This is a genomic window from Roseiconus lacunae (assembly GCF_008312935.1).
Taxonomy (GTDB): domain Bacteria; phylum Planctomycetota; class Planctomycetia; order Pirellulales; family Pirellulaceae; genus Stieleria; species Stieleria lacunae.
In genome coordinates this window covers 158,421-173,355 of sequence record NZ_VSZO01000002.1, presented here as the reverse complement: position 1 = coordinate 173,355, position 14,935 = coordinate 158,421, and the positions used below count along the sequence as shown (strand labels likewise).

Annotated in this window: 13 protein-coding genes; 5 read left to right on the top strand and 8 right to left on the bottom strand. The window is 55.3% G+C overall.

Translation table 11 applies throughout. The features are described 5' to 3' along the window. Nucleotides 1-24 precede the first annotated feature (24 nt). Together FYC48_RS07020 and FYC48_RS07015 are read right to left on the bottom strand one after the other, a co-directional pair. Entirely contained in the window at nt 25-525 is a 501-nt protein-coding gene (locus tag FYC48_RS07020; protein WP_230776483.1) for a hypothetical protein, read from the bottom strand. A gap of 376 nt (nt 526-901) precedes the next feature. Next, nucleotides 902-2,434 (bottom strand): sulfatase-like hydrolase/transferase, encoded by a 1,533-nt coding sequence (locus FYC48_RS07015; protein ID WP_149495989.1) that lies wholly within the window; start codon nt 2,432-2,434, stop codon nt 902-904. A 388-nt stretch (nt 2,435-2,822) separates the two neighbouring features. Between FYC48_RS07015 and FYC48_RS07010 the strand changes: the two genes are divergently transcribed. The 3 genes from FYC48_RS07010 (at nt 2,823) to FYC48_RS07000 (ending at nt 6,739) form a co-directional block, all read left to right on the top strand. Then, nucleotides 2,823-4,715 carry a response regulator gene (locus FYC48_RS07010; protein WP_149495988.1) on the top strand — a complete coding sequence of 631 codons (1,893 nt, stop codon included), beginning with the start codon at nt 2,823-2,825 and terminating at the stop codon, nt 4,713-4,715. Nucleotides 4,716-4,974: 259 nt separating this feature from the next. Then, nucleotides 4,975-5,967 carry a sigma-54 interaction domain-containing protein gene (locus tag FYC48_RS07005; RefSeq protein WP_230776554.1) on the top strand — a complete coding sequence of 331 codons (993 nt, stop codon included), beginning with the start codon at nt 4,975-4,977 and terminating at the stop codon, nt 5,965-5,967. Between the two features lie 574 nt (nt 5,968-6,541). Continuing rightward, complete coding sequence (locus FYC48_RS07000; RefSeq protein ID WP_149495986.1) at nt 6,542-6,739, top strand: hypothetical protein; 198 nt, start codon at nt 6,542-6,544, stop codon at nt 6,737-6,739. Between the two features lie 242 nt (nt 6,740-6,981). Here the strand turns inward: FYC48_RS07000 and FYC48_RS06995 are convergent, their stop codons facing one another. The 3 genes from FYC48_RS06995 to FYC48_RS06985 all read right to left on the bottom strand — a co-directional run bounded on the left by FYC48_RS06995 (nt 6,982) and on the right by FYC48_RS06985 (nt 9,730). Then, on the bottom strand, nt 6,982-7,569 hold the full coding sequence (locus FYC48_RS06995; RefSeq protein ID WP_149495985.1) for a pyroglutamyl-peptidase I: 588 nt from the start codon (nt 7,567-7,569) through the stop codon (nt 6,982-6,984). Nucleotides 7,570-7,695: 126 nt separating this feature from the next. Next, nucleotides 7,696-8,118 (bottom strand): hypothetical protein, encoded by a 423-nt coding sequence (locus FYC48_RS06990; RefSeq protein ID WP_160149371.1) that lies wholly within the window; start codon nt 8,116-8,118, stop codon nt 7,696-7,698. A gap of 157 nt (nt 8,119-8,275) precedes the next feature. Beyond that, nucleotides 8,276-9,730 carry a hypothetical protein gene (locus tag FYC48_RS06985; RefSeq protein WP_149495983.1) on the bottom strand — a complete coding sequence of 485 codons (1,455 nt, stop codon included), beginning with the start codon at nt 9,728-9,730 and terminating at the stop codon, nt 8,276-8,278. Nucleotides 9,731-10,028: 298 nt separating this feature from the next. On the opposite strand from FYC48_RS06985, the gene FYC48_RS06980 reads away from it, so the two are divergent. Together FYC48_RS06980 and FYC48_RS06975 are read left to right on the top strand one after the other, a co-directional pair. Continuing rightward, nucleotides 10,029-10,730 carry a PTS sugar transporter subunit IIA gene (locus tag FYC48_RS06980; protein WP_149495982.1) on the top strand — a complete coding sequence of 234 codons (702 nt, stop codon included), beginning with the start codon at nt 10,029-10,031 and terminating at the stop codon, nt 10,728-10,730. 84 nt (nt 10,731-10,814) lie between these two features. Further along, nucleotides 10,815-11,606 (top strand): hypothetical protein, encoded by a 792-nt coding sequence (locus FYC48_RS06975; protein WP_149495981.1) that lies wholly within the window; start codon nt 10,815-10,817, stop codon nt 11,604-11,606. Between the two features lie 109 nt (nt 11,607-11,715). On the opposite strand, the gene FYC48_RS06970 is transcribed toward FYC48_RS06975, so the two are convergent. The 3 genes from FYC48_RS06970 to FYC48_RS06960 are packed head-to-tail and all read right to left on the bottom strand — an operon-like array spanning nt 11,716 to nt 14,914. Further along, on the bottom strand, nt 11,716-13,287 hold the full coding sequence (locus FYC48_RS06970; RefSeq protein WP_149495980.1) for an HD-GYP domain-containing protein: 1,572 nt from the start codon (nt 13,285-13,287) through the stop codon (nt 11,716-11,718). After that, entirely contained in the window at nt 13,284-13,739 is a 456-nt protein-coding gene (locus FYC48_RS06965; RefSeq protein WP_149495979.1) for a response regulator, read from the bottom strand. The genes FYC48_RS06970 and FYC48_RS06965 overlap by 4 nt, the downstream gene beginning before the upstream one ends. Beyond that, nucleotides 13,736-14,914, bottom strand: a complete 1,179-nt coding sequence (locus FYC48_RS06960; protein ID WP_160149370.1) for a response regulator — start codon at nt 14,912-14,914, stop codon at nt 13,736-13,738. The genes FYC48_RS06965 and FYC48_RS06960 overlap by 4 nt, the downstream gene beginning before the upstream one ends. Between the last annotated feature and the right edge of the window lie 21 nt (nt 14,915-14,935).

Below are 14,935 nucleotides of genomic sequence, written 5' to 3'. Positions count from 1 at the left end.
TGTACGCAGTGGTGTCAATTGATCCTACGAAACGTCCACTTCGTTCTCCTTGCTCGGCGGTGCGAATAGCTGCATACAATCGAAACGAAAGCGGCGATAGCCAAATGAAATGGTCACGAGACAAAACAAAGCGATTGTGATCGGACTCGCACCGGCATCGATCAATCGAGCCGTGTCCAGCAAACGATCGTCCAAAAACCATGCGACGGCCAAGTACGAGCCGTTTGCGAGGATGCAAAAATCGGCGACCAGCCATGCCCAAAAATTTCGCGTCAAACCGGCAACGATGGGCGGCACCAATGCACCGACGATGGGGCCCATCCAAACGGTGATCAAGGGATGCGGGTCGGGCTGATGGATCGAATAGGGCAAACGCCACGGCGCTAGATCACAGCGAATCAATGTCGCCCCGGTGACCCATCCGCCGAACAGGTGACCAAGCTCGTGCGTGACCAGCATCACGCACCAAGCAATGACCATCGCGGCAGCGAAGCGAAGCGTATTGCGAACGAATGAATTTTTCAACGGATCCGATTCAATATCAGCGTCAAGTGACCGTTTCTATTTTTGCGGTAACCAGCATGGATAATAGCCGGGATCGATGACTCGCCACACTCGCACGAAAGTGCTTGCTGGGAGCACCGCGGGCATTGCTCGATATTACACGATGGCACATGGAACTAGCCTTTCAGAACACCACAGTCGCCCAGCGCGTCGTTCGTTTCAGCTACGATCAGAAACGCTCGTTTGAATCGACACGATGAACGATTGCTTCGTTCCGGTGCAGTTTTGGATTCGCCGCATGAGGGCCGTTGCAATTGCTGAGCAACAACCGGGGCTGATGACCATAGGCTGAAACCTGGGAACGGAATTCTTAGTTGGAGCAACGCATTTCCATTTTTTACTCTCGGCCATCCAGCCGAGAATCAAAGGGCGAAGTACCGATCCGTAGGTTCGGTTGCTTGGAATCGAGTTGCCACTTTGACGGTGCAACAAAGCCATCTTTCCCAACCGCGTAAGGCAAGACACTTTCTGAGGGCTGCAGTGATCGATACTCGGCCAGTTGCTTGCCAAGGCGATCGCGAATCCTCGGATGCTTGCTGACCAAGTTCCGTGACTCCGTCGGATCGTCGGCGAGACGAAACAGTTCGACTTTGTGAACATCACCGGTCAATTGTTTGATGTTGACGAATCTCGGACCATTGACCTTCAATTTCCATCCGTCGTCGATGACCGCCAAGTGTTCTGACCCTTCGCCGCTTTGACCGTGATACGAAAACCATGGGCGATCAAATTCAGTTCGTTGTTCGGCTTCGGTCGGTTTTGTTAATCCGGCAAGTAAGTCGATCCCGTCGAGCGGATGATTGGTTTTTGGTTGCTTTAAATTGATGGCGGCGCTTAATAACGTCGGCATCACATCGATGTAGCCACACACTTGTTCCAGTTTCTGTCCGGCAGGCAGCCTCTTCGGCCATTTGATCGCCGCGGGGACACGAATGCCGCCTTCGTAAACCGTCAGTTTGCTACCCCGCAAAGGATCATTGTTTTCTCGAATGTTACCCACACCGCCGTTGTCGCTACAAAACAGAACGATCGTGTTGGTTTCTTCTCCCGAGTCTTTGATTGCTTCGAGGACTTGGCCGATGCCCTTGTCCATTTCCCAGATCATCCCGGCATAGATTTGGCGTCGAGTCGGTTCTTTGCGGTGAGCGGGGACTTTCAAGGATTCGAATGCTTTGATCGCATCTTCGGGAGCCTGGAAAGGGGAATGTGGTGCGTTGAAAGGGATGTAGCAAAAGAACGGCGTGTCCGCTTCGGCGACCTCACGAATCCAAGAGGCGGCCGCAGTTGCGATCAGTCCGGTTGCGTATCCTTGCTCTTCCGATGGCGAAAAGTCGAGTTGCCAATCACGTTCACCTTCACGGGTCAAGTCGAAGTAATCGATCGCGCCATTGTAATGGCCATGAAAATGACTGAAGCCACGCATCAGCGGATGCCATTTGGAGCGTCGGTGACCGAGATGCCACTTTCCGAAGATACCGCGGTGTTGATAGCCAAGTGTTTCAAGAGCCTCTGGTAGCGTGGTTTCGTCAGTCGGTAAACCGAAATCACGATACGGTGGGATGACCGCCCGCGCTAGGCCATAGCGGATCGGGTATCGGCCGGTCATCAATCCCGCCCGAGTCGGCGAGCACATCGGCGCAACATAAAACCGATCTAATTCGACGCCGTCCCGAACGATCGAATCGATGTGAGGCGTTTTGAATTTGGCGTTGTGATAACCGACCGCATTCCAACCCAGGTCGTCGGCCAAAATCACTACGATGTTAGGTGGATCACCGGAGGACTCGGTGGCCGACAGGACCGTACCCGAAAGAAACTGGGTGCCGATCAAGAGCAGGAATGCCAGTGACAGCCCAGTCGGTCGTCGCATTGTGATATCGGAAGTCGGCAGATTAAAAATAGATTGTCGCATCGAAGATTGAACGAAGAGCAAGCAGAAACCTCTGTGCGGGGGCAGGCGTAAGAGCGGAGGCGTGGAATCACAAGTGCAGACGAACGAACCTGTCTTGGACGCACGGATCTTCGTTCGTCATCTGCCGGTATCCGGCCCCCCATGCTACCATCCGGCCGACCGCGAAGTGCCAAAAGTGTTCCGAAAGTGGTGCTTCAATGTCCGATTATGGCGAGTGGTCGGTTGCTAAGGTTTGACGCGAGACGCATTCACTCGGCTTCTTAGGGACGAGGCCACAACTTTTTCGAAGAGGCGATTAAGATAGACGCTTCACTCGTCGCTTTTCGCCTTCAAGTAGACTTCCCCCATGTGGTTTCGACGTTTCGCCCCTACCTGGCTGCTCACTGGATTGTCGCTCACGGTGTTGATCGCACCGAATTTAGCCGCTCAAACGGAAACAGAAACGGCCGCAGAATCCGTGAAACCGGACGAGTTGGTTCGGCAAATTGAAACGCAAGCGGCGCAGGGTGGGGCGAATCTTGCCGAGGCGATCGCGAAATTGGTCCGAGTCGGTGCCTGGTCAGAGGCGGTTCGCTGGACAGAGAAACTGGCAGAAAGCGAGGACGCGTCAGTCTTGGCCGACGCGGCCCGGCAAATCGGCCCCGACGTCTTACTCCGTCTTTCGCTGCGTGAAGAAATGACCGAACCGGCGCGGACGGCAATCACCAAAATGTCCGACGCCTTAAAAAAGCAGAACCAGTCGCGGCCGAAACTCGTTGCCGCAATCGCAGATCTGGCTGGTGATTCGGTGGATCAAAATTTGGCAGCCAATCGAACGTTGCTCCGCGGCGGTGAGGCCGCGATCGCTGAAATGGCAGGGGCGATCGGCGGTGGGCTTCCACCGGCGCAACTAAGCAAGGTACTCGGTGTCCTCAAAACCTTCGGCCCAGAGGGAATCAATGCGCTTGGCGAATTGGCGTTGTACGGTTCTGATCAAGTCCGTGCGAATGCCTTGGTCGCCTTTCAGTCGATCGCCGAACAAGAGCGAAGTTTGGTCTGGTCCTTGGGGGCACAATTTGCATCCAATGCGACGCCGGCTGAGAAACGGGTGGCAAGTCGACTGACAGGCGTCAGTTCACCGGCAGAAGCGGCGGATTATCTAGCCGATCGCTTGGCTCAACAGCGTGCGAATGCTCGAGAAACCAACAACAGTCAAACCGGCGTTACGGTTTGGTCAATCACCGAAGATCGAACCGGGGTGACGGCCGTCCGCAGCACTGAGTTGTACGACGCTTACCGACAAGCGTACGACATCGCACAGCAACTTCGGCGACTTCCAAATCTGACGCCGACGGCGAGCCGATCGGTGTTCTCGACTGACCTCGCTTTACGGGTAATGGCGGATCTTGATTGGGGCGATCAAGATCAACTGGACCGGTTTTCCAAGACCTATGGATCTACGTTCAACACGGAATCGCTGTTGACGGCGGTCAACGAGAATCGTGAACTCGGTGACACGCCGGCGATCATCGGATTGATTCGCGTTTTGGAAACGATGGCAACAGAAGAGTTACTCTATGGGATCGGTGCTCAGCGTTCCCCCTTGGTTCAAGCCGCAATCGACAGCGTCTCACCGCGGGTTCGCTACGAGGCTGCGTCGGTTGTTGCCGATTTAATCGACGCCGCAAAAGCCGAGGGCAAGACGCTCCATTTCCCGGGGTCGAGCGAAGTTCGACGGACGTTGTCTGAAATGGCATCACTATCCGATCAACCCTCTGCGATTTTGATCGAAACCCGACCTGAGATCGCGGTCAGTCAAGAAACGATCTTAGGAGACCTTGGCTACGGGGTTCAGTTGGCGACCTCGGTCAACGAAGCCGAACGCATGGTCGCCCAGGGCGGTGACTTGCGAATGGTGGTCAGTAAAATTCAATTGAGCGACGCCACCGCGGTTGAACTGGTCGATCGCATCCGGCGTCTTCCCCGGGGCCGGCAAGTACCGATCGTGTTTTACAGCGACGACTCGGTCCACCCTGACGCGATCGCCTCGGCTGAACTGGAAACCCGTTCGATGCGATGGGACCGCGATCGTTCACCGGCGGTGTTTGTGGTCCCGCTGCCCGGTGGAACGTCAGCGTTTGCCGATGCGATCGCCGAGGTCGAATCCAAGCGACGACTGCCGGCACTGTCGATCGGCGACCGCTCGCGATTCCGTAAAGTCGCACAAACCGCGCTTCAAAGCGTCTCGATGCGTCCTTAGTTCACGCCGCCTACCAGTCAGCGGCATAAAACGCTAATTTCTTCGGTAGCTCGTGGACGATGGCGGAAGCATCGCATCGTCTAGGCGGAGCGGGTGATCGTCCAACGAAACAGTAGTTCCATCGGCGGTCTGGAATCCTCCATTCCGTCCGGCCGGCGAGCCTTCCACCATCGCATCGACGCCCAACGAAATGCTTGGCAATTCAGCGACAACGACGCACGACACTGCATTACCGGGGATCATCGGTGATTGTGCGGCGATGCGAGAGGTCTTTCGGGTCACCCGACGTGTCGCGGTCAGCAACGCGTCCGTGCTGATTTTGGGAGAAACCGGCGTCGGAAAGGAACTGGTCGCCGGTGCGGTCCACAACCTGAGCCATCGTAGTGGGCGCCCCTTCGTTCGCGTCAACTGTGGCGCACTCAGCGAAAGCTTGCTGGAAAGTGAATTGTTCGGTCACGTTCGCGGCGCGTTTACCGGCGCCGTCAGCAACCGAACCGGTCGCTTCGAAGCGGCCCAGGGGGGCACAATCTTTCTCGATGAAATCAACAGCACCTCGCTGACCTTGCAAGTCAAACTGCTACGCGTGCTTCAAGAAAAAGAATTCGAACGCGTCGGTGACACGAATACGTTGCGGACCGACGTGCGAATCGTTGCGGCGAGCAACCGTGATTTGATGGGCGAAGTTCGGGCCGGCCGATTCCGCGAAGACCTTTACTGGCGATTGAATGTGGTGCCGATTGAGATCCCGCCACTCAGGAAGCGTCGTGACGACATCCCCGCACTTGTCTCTCACTTTCTTGACTACTACAACGAACTGAACGATCGCTATGTCGTTCACATCGGCCCAGGCACGATGGAAGCATTGCGAAACTACCACTGGCCCGGAAACGTTCGAGAGCTGCAGAACTATGTCGAACGCGCCGTCGTCATGGCGGAAACCGATGAACTGCTGATCGAACTGCTGCCTCGTTGCGTGACCGAAAATGAACCGCTGAATACTGAATCACTTTCCGGCGAAAGCCAGCCGCGGAATTTCCAGGCGCTCACTCAATCGGTGGTGCAATCCGGGATTCGTGAAGCCGGCGATGATTCCAGCGAGTTGCACCGGAGTGTCGTCGATCTGGTGGAAAAAGAATTGATCGCTCAGGTACTGGCCGCATGCGGCGGGGTGCAAACCAAAGCGGCTTCGCGACTGGGAATGAATCGCAATACCCTGCACAAAAAAATCAAAGACTACGGCCTAGGTGATTAAGTCGCTGCCCCCGCCGATTCGAAGTTCCTTCTGGCAGTGAATTGCCAACCTAGAGCTTTGTCTTGATTCAATGTTTGCATTGGGCTCATCGGCCGACGGGCGTTCACCCGGTGATTGCGACGAAACCGTGGTTAATGCCATGCGGCTAAACCTGATTTCAAACTGTTGACGAAAGACTTGCGTCTGGATCGCCAGTCGCGGTTTTCGACTCGTCATTTTAGTTGACGAAATTTCAGTTGCCGAGGGAATCTAATCTCAACAGTCAAAACGGGTGGCCATGAGTCACCTGCGGGATTGCGGTACTTTCCGCCATTCCAGTTGGAGCGATGCTTTTTCTTGGCGTAAGTTCCCGTTGTCATTAGTAGGTCTGCCGCAGCCATCAATCCCCCAAGCAAAGGGGCGAAGGCACCGATCGAGCCATCAATCTGAAAGAAGCTGAAGATTATTCCAAACTTGATGCGGACTTACTGAGAACAATCGCGTTCTTCATTGGCACGGAAGACCCTTGAATTGGCTGAGCTAGACCGTGTTAGATGTGCTTTGGTTTAGCAGTAAACGTACGATTAGGTAAGTGATGAAAGACCTGGAATACACCCTTGAGATGGCGGATGGCACGGTCGTGAAAGTGGGATTGATCGAGGGAACCGCACATCCAGACATCAAAGCATTTCAGTTTCCTGCCGGAGCCTTGGTTCCTTTCAGCCATCAAAATTTGCCCACAGCGCGTGATCACCGCGAAAACTCCGAGTATCGCCGTTTCAGTCGCGCGTAACCCGATGTCGGGTTCGGCTCATCAGTCGATGGGCAGTGGTGCCGAGCGATGCAACGAAACCGTGGCTAACGCCATTCGGCTAATTCAAAAACCGAACCGGAACGGAGTATTCGTGCTTTGTCTCGATTCCATGCTTAAGTTCGGCTCATCAGCCGATGGGCGTTAGCCTCGGTTACTGCGCCGAAACCGCGGCTCACACCAATCGACACATCCATGTGGGGCCGACGTATCGCAAGCTTGGCTTAATGCGACGGAGCTTCGGCAAGCTGTTCGACGATCAACGCGATCGCGGCGCTTTCCATCGGCGTACTCATACTGGCATGGCTGGAGCCGTCACTGACGACCTGGGCGGGAGTCAGCGGGAGATGCACAAACAAGCTCTCGGTGCGTCGCCCCATCTCGTGGCTGTAATGCAGACTCATGTACAACGCCGCATTGCAGAGATACGTTCCGGCATGGTGTGATACCGACGTGGGAATGCCTGCGGCGAGCAATCGTTCCTGACAAGCAATCAGATCGAGGCTGGTTCGATAGGCAGCCGGTGCGTCAACCAACAATGGTTCTCCGTTGGTTCTCATATTCAACCCAACCGCCTCAAGCTTAATCAGGCTCGCCCCGGGGGCTTGGCCTAAATGAATGGCGAAATCATAGTTCGCCGCGAGGTCCTCGCGTAACTGCTGTCGCAGTTTGGGCAAGTCAACTGGATAGCGCCGCGTCGTGATGTCATGGCTTCCGTCATACCAACTGGTAAAGTCGATCAGGGCAAGCCAACTACTGTTGTCTTTCCATCGATCATAGGGCTCGAAAGCGGTCAGTAGGATTCGTGTCACAGCAACACTGTCCGATTGGCATCAGGGTTTGTACGTCGCTTCGTTGCTTATGATAGCCGACGTGCAGTGGAAACGGGGAAAGTCATCGGAGTTCGCGACGCGGCCGATCGAGCCAGCCGCGTCAAATCATGGGTCGTAATCAACCGCTGGGGGTGTCCCGTCCTGCGGTCGCGACGAGACTTTGCGGTAAGATTGAGCGATCGCGGTAATTGCGGCGATCGAAGCGATTTGAATGACACCCACCATCAGCGGCGGGGTCGACCGGATTCGGTCCATGACTCGGCGGATCCATCCTGGCTCGCGCTGTTTGTGCTCTTCAATCCATCCGGGAAGCGACTGGGGGACGTCGACAGATTTCCAATGCCACGTCGAGGCATCTTCCCAGCCATCTTTGGTTCGCCGCATCCCGGTCGGGAAAGCAGCCGGGGAATCAAGCGTGGCGTAGACACTCCCTTGTTGTTGACGAAAGGTCGCCGGAGGGGAGCAGCCGACCAACAGAACCAGTGTCGCAAAGGCTGGCAAGAAACTGAGCTGTGATTTCTGGGGCATCATGGACGCCCGAAAAAGCACTCCGTGTGCCAGACCTTGAATTCGTCCTCAACGACGATGAAATCTCAACATAGTCGCTCGGATTGGAAGTTGATGATGACGAAACGCATCATCGTTGTTGCCAATCGGCAACGTCGGCGAAGCGACGGAGCATCGCTCAGTAGCCGACTCCCAGCCGGATCATGAAGGTGTCGTCGAGATCTTGATGCAATGCTTCGTTGACAAAGATTTCGCGATTGAAAACGTAGCCAACTTCGGCAAACCAAGTCCGACGACCCGCGCGGATTAATTCACTGCGGCCAAGCTCCAACCCAAAAATGACACGCATGTCGTTGATGTCCGCTTTGCGTTCATCACCGGCGATGTCGATCCCGCCCATTTGCCGTTCCAATCCCGTGACGCGTCGCGTCCAAGAACCTTCACCGTACTCACCGGAAAGATACCACCACACATCCTGGGTCCCCAACGTGGCGAGGAATCGCGATACCCTTGGTTGTGGAAAGTAGAAATCGATCTTTGTGAAGGGATTGGGTTGCCAGAAGAATCCGCCCGCGGGAAGGATCTTGACCCGCTGCCGATCATAGTACTGCACGCCAAGCTTAAACGTCGTTGCCGGGGAAAGCCGAATCACGCCTAAACCGCGACCACGCAAACGAATACTGTCGGTGTCATAGATGCCGAACTCCGAGAACACACCGGCGCCAAACTGCAGTTCCATGCCTGCGATTTGGCTCGGATCCGATTGCCAAGCAAAGTCGACGAACGCATCGTACAAGTCGTATTCGTGAGGCTGATGCCACGAAAACGATGGGGCGACAAACAATGGCTGGCTGGACCAAAGAAATCGTTGGAACGCAAACGCAAACGCGATGTCGGTCGTATTGATATCGGAGCTGTCGCCGGGATCACCAAGAAACGTGTGACGCAATCGGACACGCTGAATCAAACGATAGGGATCGATCGGCGGAAGCAGTGAACCGGGACGACGAATGATTCCGCCGGGAAATAGCGTCGATGGACTGGCCGATGGGTACGCGGTCGCACCGTAACCGGGGGCCGTTAGTGCCGGGTCGACCATGGTTGTTCCATAGCCTCCGCCGCCGAATAGCGGTCCCGCGTAACCACTCGATGGAATTGCGACCGGCGCGCCGCCGAAGGCATTGGACATCACCGAGGGGGTCCCGATCGTCGATCCTCCTAAAATCGGAGGCGGCTGACTGGCTAGACCGCCATAGGTCGGTCCGGCCCCGTAAGACGGCGTCGCGGGGGCGAACATGCCGCCGGTCATGGGAAGACCACTGTAGGGCGATGGCTGAACATAACCGCCGGCGGGGCCGCCCGCGTAAGGATCAAACGAACCCGACGGAATCGAGGGGGCGCCGAGGGACGTCGCCGGTGCGGCACCGTATGAGGGAGTGATTCCCGCAGGTGACGAAGTCATCCCCGGCTGGGAAGGCATCCCCTGCGGCGTCGTTCCGAGCGGCGCTAAACGTGTCTGTGGAACATCCAATGAGCCACCCGTTTGTGCCTGTAATTCGGCGTGGGGCATCGACTGGATTAAAATCATCAGCCATGCCCAGCGCAGCAATCGACCGGCCGAAGTCAGATTCATCAAACAGGATTCAAGTGAGGCGTTCAAGCTTCGAGGGTCTGCGTCTTCATGAAACGAAAGCGGTCCGAGACCGGGATTTGATTCGGGAATAGCTTTCGATGACCGCCGCGGTCAAGAGCGAGAGTTCGGCGATGCGGTGAAACTTTAGAAAATCCGCCCAGAAACTAAAAACTATCTCGTTGCTAGATCTGCCCCGTTTGACTTACAGTGCCAGCAGTTTGCTAATTGCTCCGCAGTTTGCAAAGTGAATCTGAAAGCACACCGCGTCGACGATGGCGTTTGAACGAACGAAGATCTGATGGAAGACCTCGATTTAGCCCAGCTTGCCCAATACCTTCACATCACGCCGTCACAGGTAGAAAAGATGGCAATGCGAGGTCGTATTCCGGGGCGACGCGTTAGTGGGCAATGGAGATTCAGCGAGGCAGAAATCCATCATTGGTTGGAAGAACGAATCGGCGCAAGTGATGACTCAGCCCAACTGGAGCAGGTGCAGAAGGTCGTCGATCGCATGACGGATCAATCCTCTGATCGCCCCATCCATGAACTTTGCACCCAGGCGACGATTGAAATTCCATTTTCGGCGCGGACGCGCGGATCGGTCATACGCAATCTTTGCGATATCGTTTCCCAGTCCGGCTTGATGTGGGACGCACCGGCGATGGCCGACGCGGTGAAGAGCCGTGAGCAGATGCACCCGACGGCGCTCGATTGCGGCGTCGCCTTGATGCACCCACGACGGCCGCAGACCTCGATCCTCGCCGATTCGGTGATCGGGCTCGCCGTCAGTCCGGCTCGGATTCCGTTCTCCGATACCGGTCACATGACCGACATCTTTTTTTTGATCTGCTCTTACGACGATGCCGCTCACCTTCGTAATCTTGCCAAGATCAGCCGATTGATCTCGGTCGATTCCTTTTTAGATCGTCTCCGTCAGTGTTCGACATCGCGTGAAGCATGGGACTGCTTGCACGAAGCCGAAACACTGATGTCGGTGTAGCCGCTGGCATCACGCTCGACCGCTTTTAGCCATGCCCGCCGTAAAGGCGACGATCATTGCTCGTTCTTAATGATCTCTGTCGCTATGCCCAGAAACTCAACCGCCGCGACGATCGGACTACAATCGCCGCTCGATCGGAGTGTCGGCACCCTGCTTTGGATCGGCGATCGTTCTGCATTGCCATTTCGTGATGCTTACGATTTTTGTGAAACGAGTGTTTCCCAACTGGCCTATCGGCGGACGCTTCACGACGCCCTCGTTCGACCGGCAAGCGATGTCCATGGGATTCTGCTTTGTCAGCCAAACGATGCGAGCGATCGGGGCGTGCAATGGGAGCAAATCTGCGAGCAGCACCCACACGCAGTCAGGCTTTTGCTACTCGGACCGTTGGTCGCGGGCAGTCGCCCTTCGCCGACCGAAACGTTTGCCACCGAAGGAATTTGGTGGCATGGCTGGCAGAACCGATTGCCACAACGCTTGCGAGAATGTGGCGTGATCGACTCGCTCTCTTCGAAGCCACGCAGTTTGGCCATCGTGTCTCAGGACCGAATGATGGCCGAGGCGTTGCTTGCGATTGCTTCGGTCGGTGCGATGCCCGCAGTGATCTGTCGCCCGGATGCGTTAAACTCGATCCAAGGCATTGATGAGTATTGGTGGGATGACTCAGCGACGCGCGGAAAACCGCTTAACGGAGTCGTCTCTTCTGTGCCCGCAAGGACGAAGCATCTTTTGATCAGCCATTTCGTGACTCCACGACTTTGCGAGCAAGCCAAGACCGCGGGGTTCGAGCGAGTCATCGCGAAACCCGGTGACTACCACGCACTCCTGCGGCGTGTCAGTCAAAGCGGCGCACGCGTCGAACGCCATGCCGCGTGAATGTGTATCAGCATCGTATCGGAAGCCGCGGAGGCATCGGCGAGCTATCATTGCCCGTTGCTTTGACCTTCGATTGAGAAGTACCGAAACGCGTTGCTTTATCCGTTGCCTATTCGCTTAAGTTAGCGATCGACGAGACCGAAACTCCTGCGATTCCGATGACTGGCTGACCATCGATCGGTGCGGGGCGTGTGATCGGAACGCGTGGGCGATGACTGCGTCGAACATGATCAATCTCGTCTAGATGCTGTGCGAACACGTTGACGAGGTTAGGATCCCAGAACTGACCGGCACCACCTTGAAGGATACCAATGGCTTTTTCGACCGACATGCCACGCCGATAAGGCCGGTCACTGGTCATCGCGTCGAAGGCATCGCATACGGCTAGGACACGACCATCGATGGGGATGTTCTCGCCGACAAGCCGATCCGGATACCCGCCACCATCCCAATGTTCGTGATGGTAGAGCACACCCGGCAAAATGTCTTGGAGCGCTTCAAGCTCATGGAGGATTCGCCAGCCGAAATCCGTATGCGTCTCGATAATCTCTCGCTCTTCCGGATTCAGTGAGTTCGGTTTCTGAAGAACTCCGTCGGGAATGGCGATCTTGCCGACATCGTGTAGAAGACCGGTCAGATAGATCCGTTCGCATTCGGATGGACTAAATCCAATTTTCGCGGCGATCAGCCGAGCAAACGAGGCGACACGTTCGCTATGGCCACACGTGTAGGGATCTCGTGCCTCGACGGCGTTGACCAATGCTCGAATCACATCGGTAAACAATTCTTCTTTCTGACGAAGCAAGCGAATGTTATTGAGCTGCGACGCCAATTGGTTAGTCACCGTTTCCATCAGAGAAGCCTGCACGGTCGTGAATCCCAACTGGGCCCACGGTAAATCATCTTTTTCGTCACGCATGCGATTGCAGGACAAAATCCAACCGTGCTTTCTTGCTTCGCTGGCGCATTCGACCAACATGATCTCGTGCACCAAATCATCGCAATCGGGATCACAGCCGATATCATGATTCCGCACGACAGGCCGCGAGGCGGCTTCGTCACGCAGCCGTTCGATCAGATTCCAAGTCGCTTCGTTGGACAGAAGTTTCTTTCCCGTCCAGAGCGGTGCCCGCATCTGATTGTCGTCTGTCAAGACAGCCGCGATTGATTCAGCCCCGACGCCACTTACCAACGGCAGCAAGGAAGAGACGACAAACGTATCGATGTCGTTTGTCGATTGTGGCAATTCCAAGCTCGAAGCGAGCGTACGAATCAGTGACAACTCTTCGAAGTCTTGCATCACTTGGTTGGTCAGTGACTGTACCTCGGAAAGCAGTTGATTATTTTCATGTTTCGTGATCGCCAATTGAAGCACCGCGGCGGCGTGGTTGGCGATCCGCTTGGCGTGACCGGATTCACATTCCCAAACGGCGACGGAGCCTTGAGGGAGCGCGAGTGCCGACCGAACCTGTTCACCACGTGTTTCTAATTGAACCTTTCCCGGCTGCGATTTCGCTTGAACGATCAACGTTGTGTCGTCATCGTCTGCGGCGATGCGAATCGACAGTTCAATTTGCTCGGCCAAACGAGCGGCCATCGATTGATCAAGTTGACGCAACTGGCCGCCCGTGGCTCGGATTGACGGACTGTGTTCCGAAGGATCAATGTCATGCGAGTTCATGGACTGGGCCCTGGGATGAATGAACCGCCGGCGGTGGCAGGAAATCGAATGGGAAGCACAATCGGTGGTCCGACGAGCGCGATCTTCAGCGAATCGGCGACCGAATTAACGATGGACGAAGGACTAAACGGTTTCCCAAAAACATCCACAATGCCAAGTTCTTTCACTCGCCGGTCACGGACCAGTTCCAGTTTTCTACCGCTTACTAAAAAGCAGGGCATGTCCGGCCGAACTTGTTTCACTCTGGCGATCAACTCCAGTCCCGACAGCCCTGGCATCTCGTGATCGGTGACTACCGCAGCGATCTCCTGCTGTTCGAAAGCGCACCACGCCGAATGACCGTCGGCGCAAGTGATTGGCTCAAATCCACAGCTCAGAAACTTGAATGACAACACGCGAGCCAATCCCGGATTGTCTTCCGCGAGAAGGATATTCTTGTTTTCGGATGTCATGTGGAATGTTGTAGTGACGACGAAACAATGGGAGCGAAAGACGTCTCCAAATTTGCTTCGCGATTCGGAGTGTCTGCTGCTGGCAGCGAATCAGCCAAGATCATTTGGCAGAACTGCTCCACTAATTTTGGGTCATGCATTCCTTGGATGACGCGATGTTTTAAGATTTCGATCGCTTCGAGCTTAGTTTTGGCCCTCCGAAACGATCGATCGTTCGTCAACGCGCTGAAAACGTCTGCGATCCCTACGATCTGTGCCTTCAAGGGAATCTGATCTCCGCGTAATCCGTCGGGAAAGCCTGTTCCGTCAAAGTGCTCTTTGTGGTGCCGGATAATCGGCAAAACCGGCTCAAGTTGTTTCAGTGACACACAGATGTCGCTGCCGACCCGCGGGTGTTGATGAATGATCGCTCGCTCACGAGGCGTCAGCGCGGTGGTCTTTTCAAGGATCGCGTCAGGGATCGATACTTTTCCGATATTGTGGAGCATCGCTCCGAATCGCAACAAACGCAGATCTTCGTGATCCATCCCAAGCGTTTTGCCAAACGCGACGGCATAGTTGGCGACTTGTTCGGCGTGACCACTGCTGTAACCGTCTTTGATCGCAATAAGATGTGCGAGCGTCAAAGTGACACTTTCGATATCGATCGATGCAGGGCTTTCTCGTTGCGATCGAGTAGCCGAACGAATACGAATGTTCAATTCGTCGCGGTGAATCGGCTTACTCAATACCTCATCCGCGCCTGCCTCGACGGCATCCGAAATCTCCTCATGCGATCCGATTGTGACTAGCATGATGACCGGTATCTTACAGAACTGCAGGTCGTCTTTGAGTGAACGACAAACGTCGTGACCGGTCATTCCGCCACCGAGATTTGCGTCCAGAAGGATCGCAATCGGCTCCGGAGATTCGGTCGCCAAAACGTAGGCATCCGGACCGTTACTCGCTTCGACGATCTCGTACTCATCGTCACGCAGCGCCCACCGGATCAATTTGCGCACCGTCGCGTTACCATCAGCGATTAACACCCGCGGCTTGCGTGGGGCATCGATGCCTACGGCTGATTCGTGTTTCGAATGAATCCAATGATCAGACTGGGAATCCGTTCGAACAAACGAATCCGAGCCGTCGTGGTTGCCGATTTCGTGAACACGGTTTTCGTAATCGTGATTCATGCAGTTTTCCTTCATTGGCTA

What these genes read in the sequence shown, in the direction of transcription:
- FYC48_RS06990 (WP_160149371.1), bottom strand. Translation starts at nt 8,118, where the DNA reads ATGCCCCAGAAATCACAGCTCAGTTTCTTGCCAGCCTTTGCGACACTG.
- FYC48_RS06975 (WP_149495981.1), top strand. Translation starts at nt 10,815, where the DNA reads ATGCCCAGAAACTCAACCGCCGCGACGATCGGACTACAATCGCCGCTC.
- FYC48_RS07010 (WP_149495988.1), top strand. Translation starts at nt 2,823, where the DNA reads ATGTGGTTTCGACGTTTCGCCCCTACCTGGCTGCTCACTGGATTGTCG.
- FYC48_RS07015 (WP_149495989.1), bottom strand. Translation starts at nt 2,434, where the DNA reads ATGCGACGACCGACTGGGCTGTCACTGGCATTCCTGCTCTTGATCGGC.
- FYC48_RS06980 (WP_149495982.1), top strand. Translation starts at nt 10,029, where the DNA reads ATGGAAGACCTCGATTTAGCCCAGCTTGCCCAATACCTTCACATCACG.
- FYC48_RS06960 (WP_160149370.1), bottom strand. Translation starts at nt 14,914, where the DNA reads ATGAATCACGATTACGAAAACCGTGTTCACGAAATCGGCAACCACGAC.
- FYC48_RS06985 (WP_149495983.1), bottom strand. Translation starts at nt 9,730, where the DNA reads ATGAATCTGACTTCGGCCGGTCGATTGCTGCGCTGGGCATGGCTGATG.
- FYC48_RS06965 (WP_149495979.1), bottom strand. Translation starts at nt 13,739, where the DNA reads ATGACATCCGAAAACAAGAATATCCTTCTCGCGGAAGACAATCCGGGA.
- FYC48_RS06970 (WP_149495980.1), bottom strand. Translation starts at nt 13,287, where the DNA reads ATGAACTCGCATGACATTGATCCTTCGGAACACAGTCCGTCAATCCGA.
- FYC48_RS07000 (WP_149495986.1), top strand. Translation starts at nt 6,542, where the DNA reads ATGAAAGACCTGGAATACACCCTTGAGATGGCGGATGGCACGGTCGTG.
- FYC48_RS07005 (WP_230776554.1), top strand. Translation starts at nt 4,975, where the DNA reads ATGCGAGAGGTCTTTCGGGTCACCCGACGTGTCGCGGTCAGCAACGCG.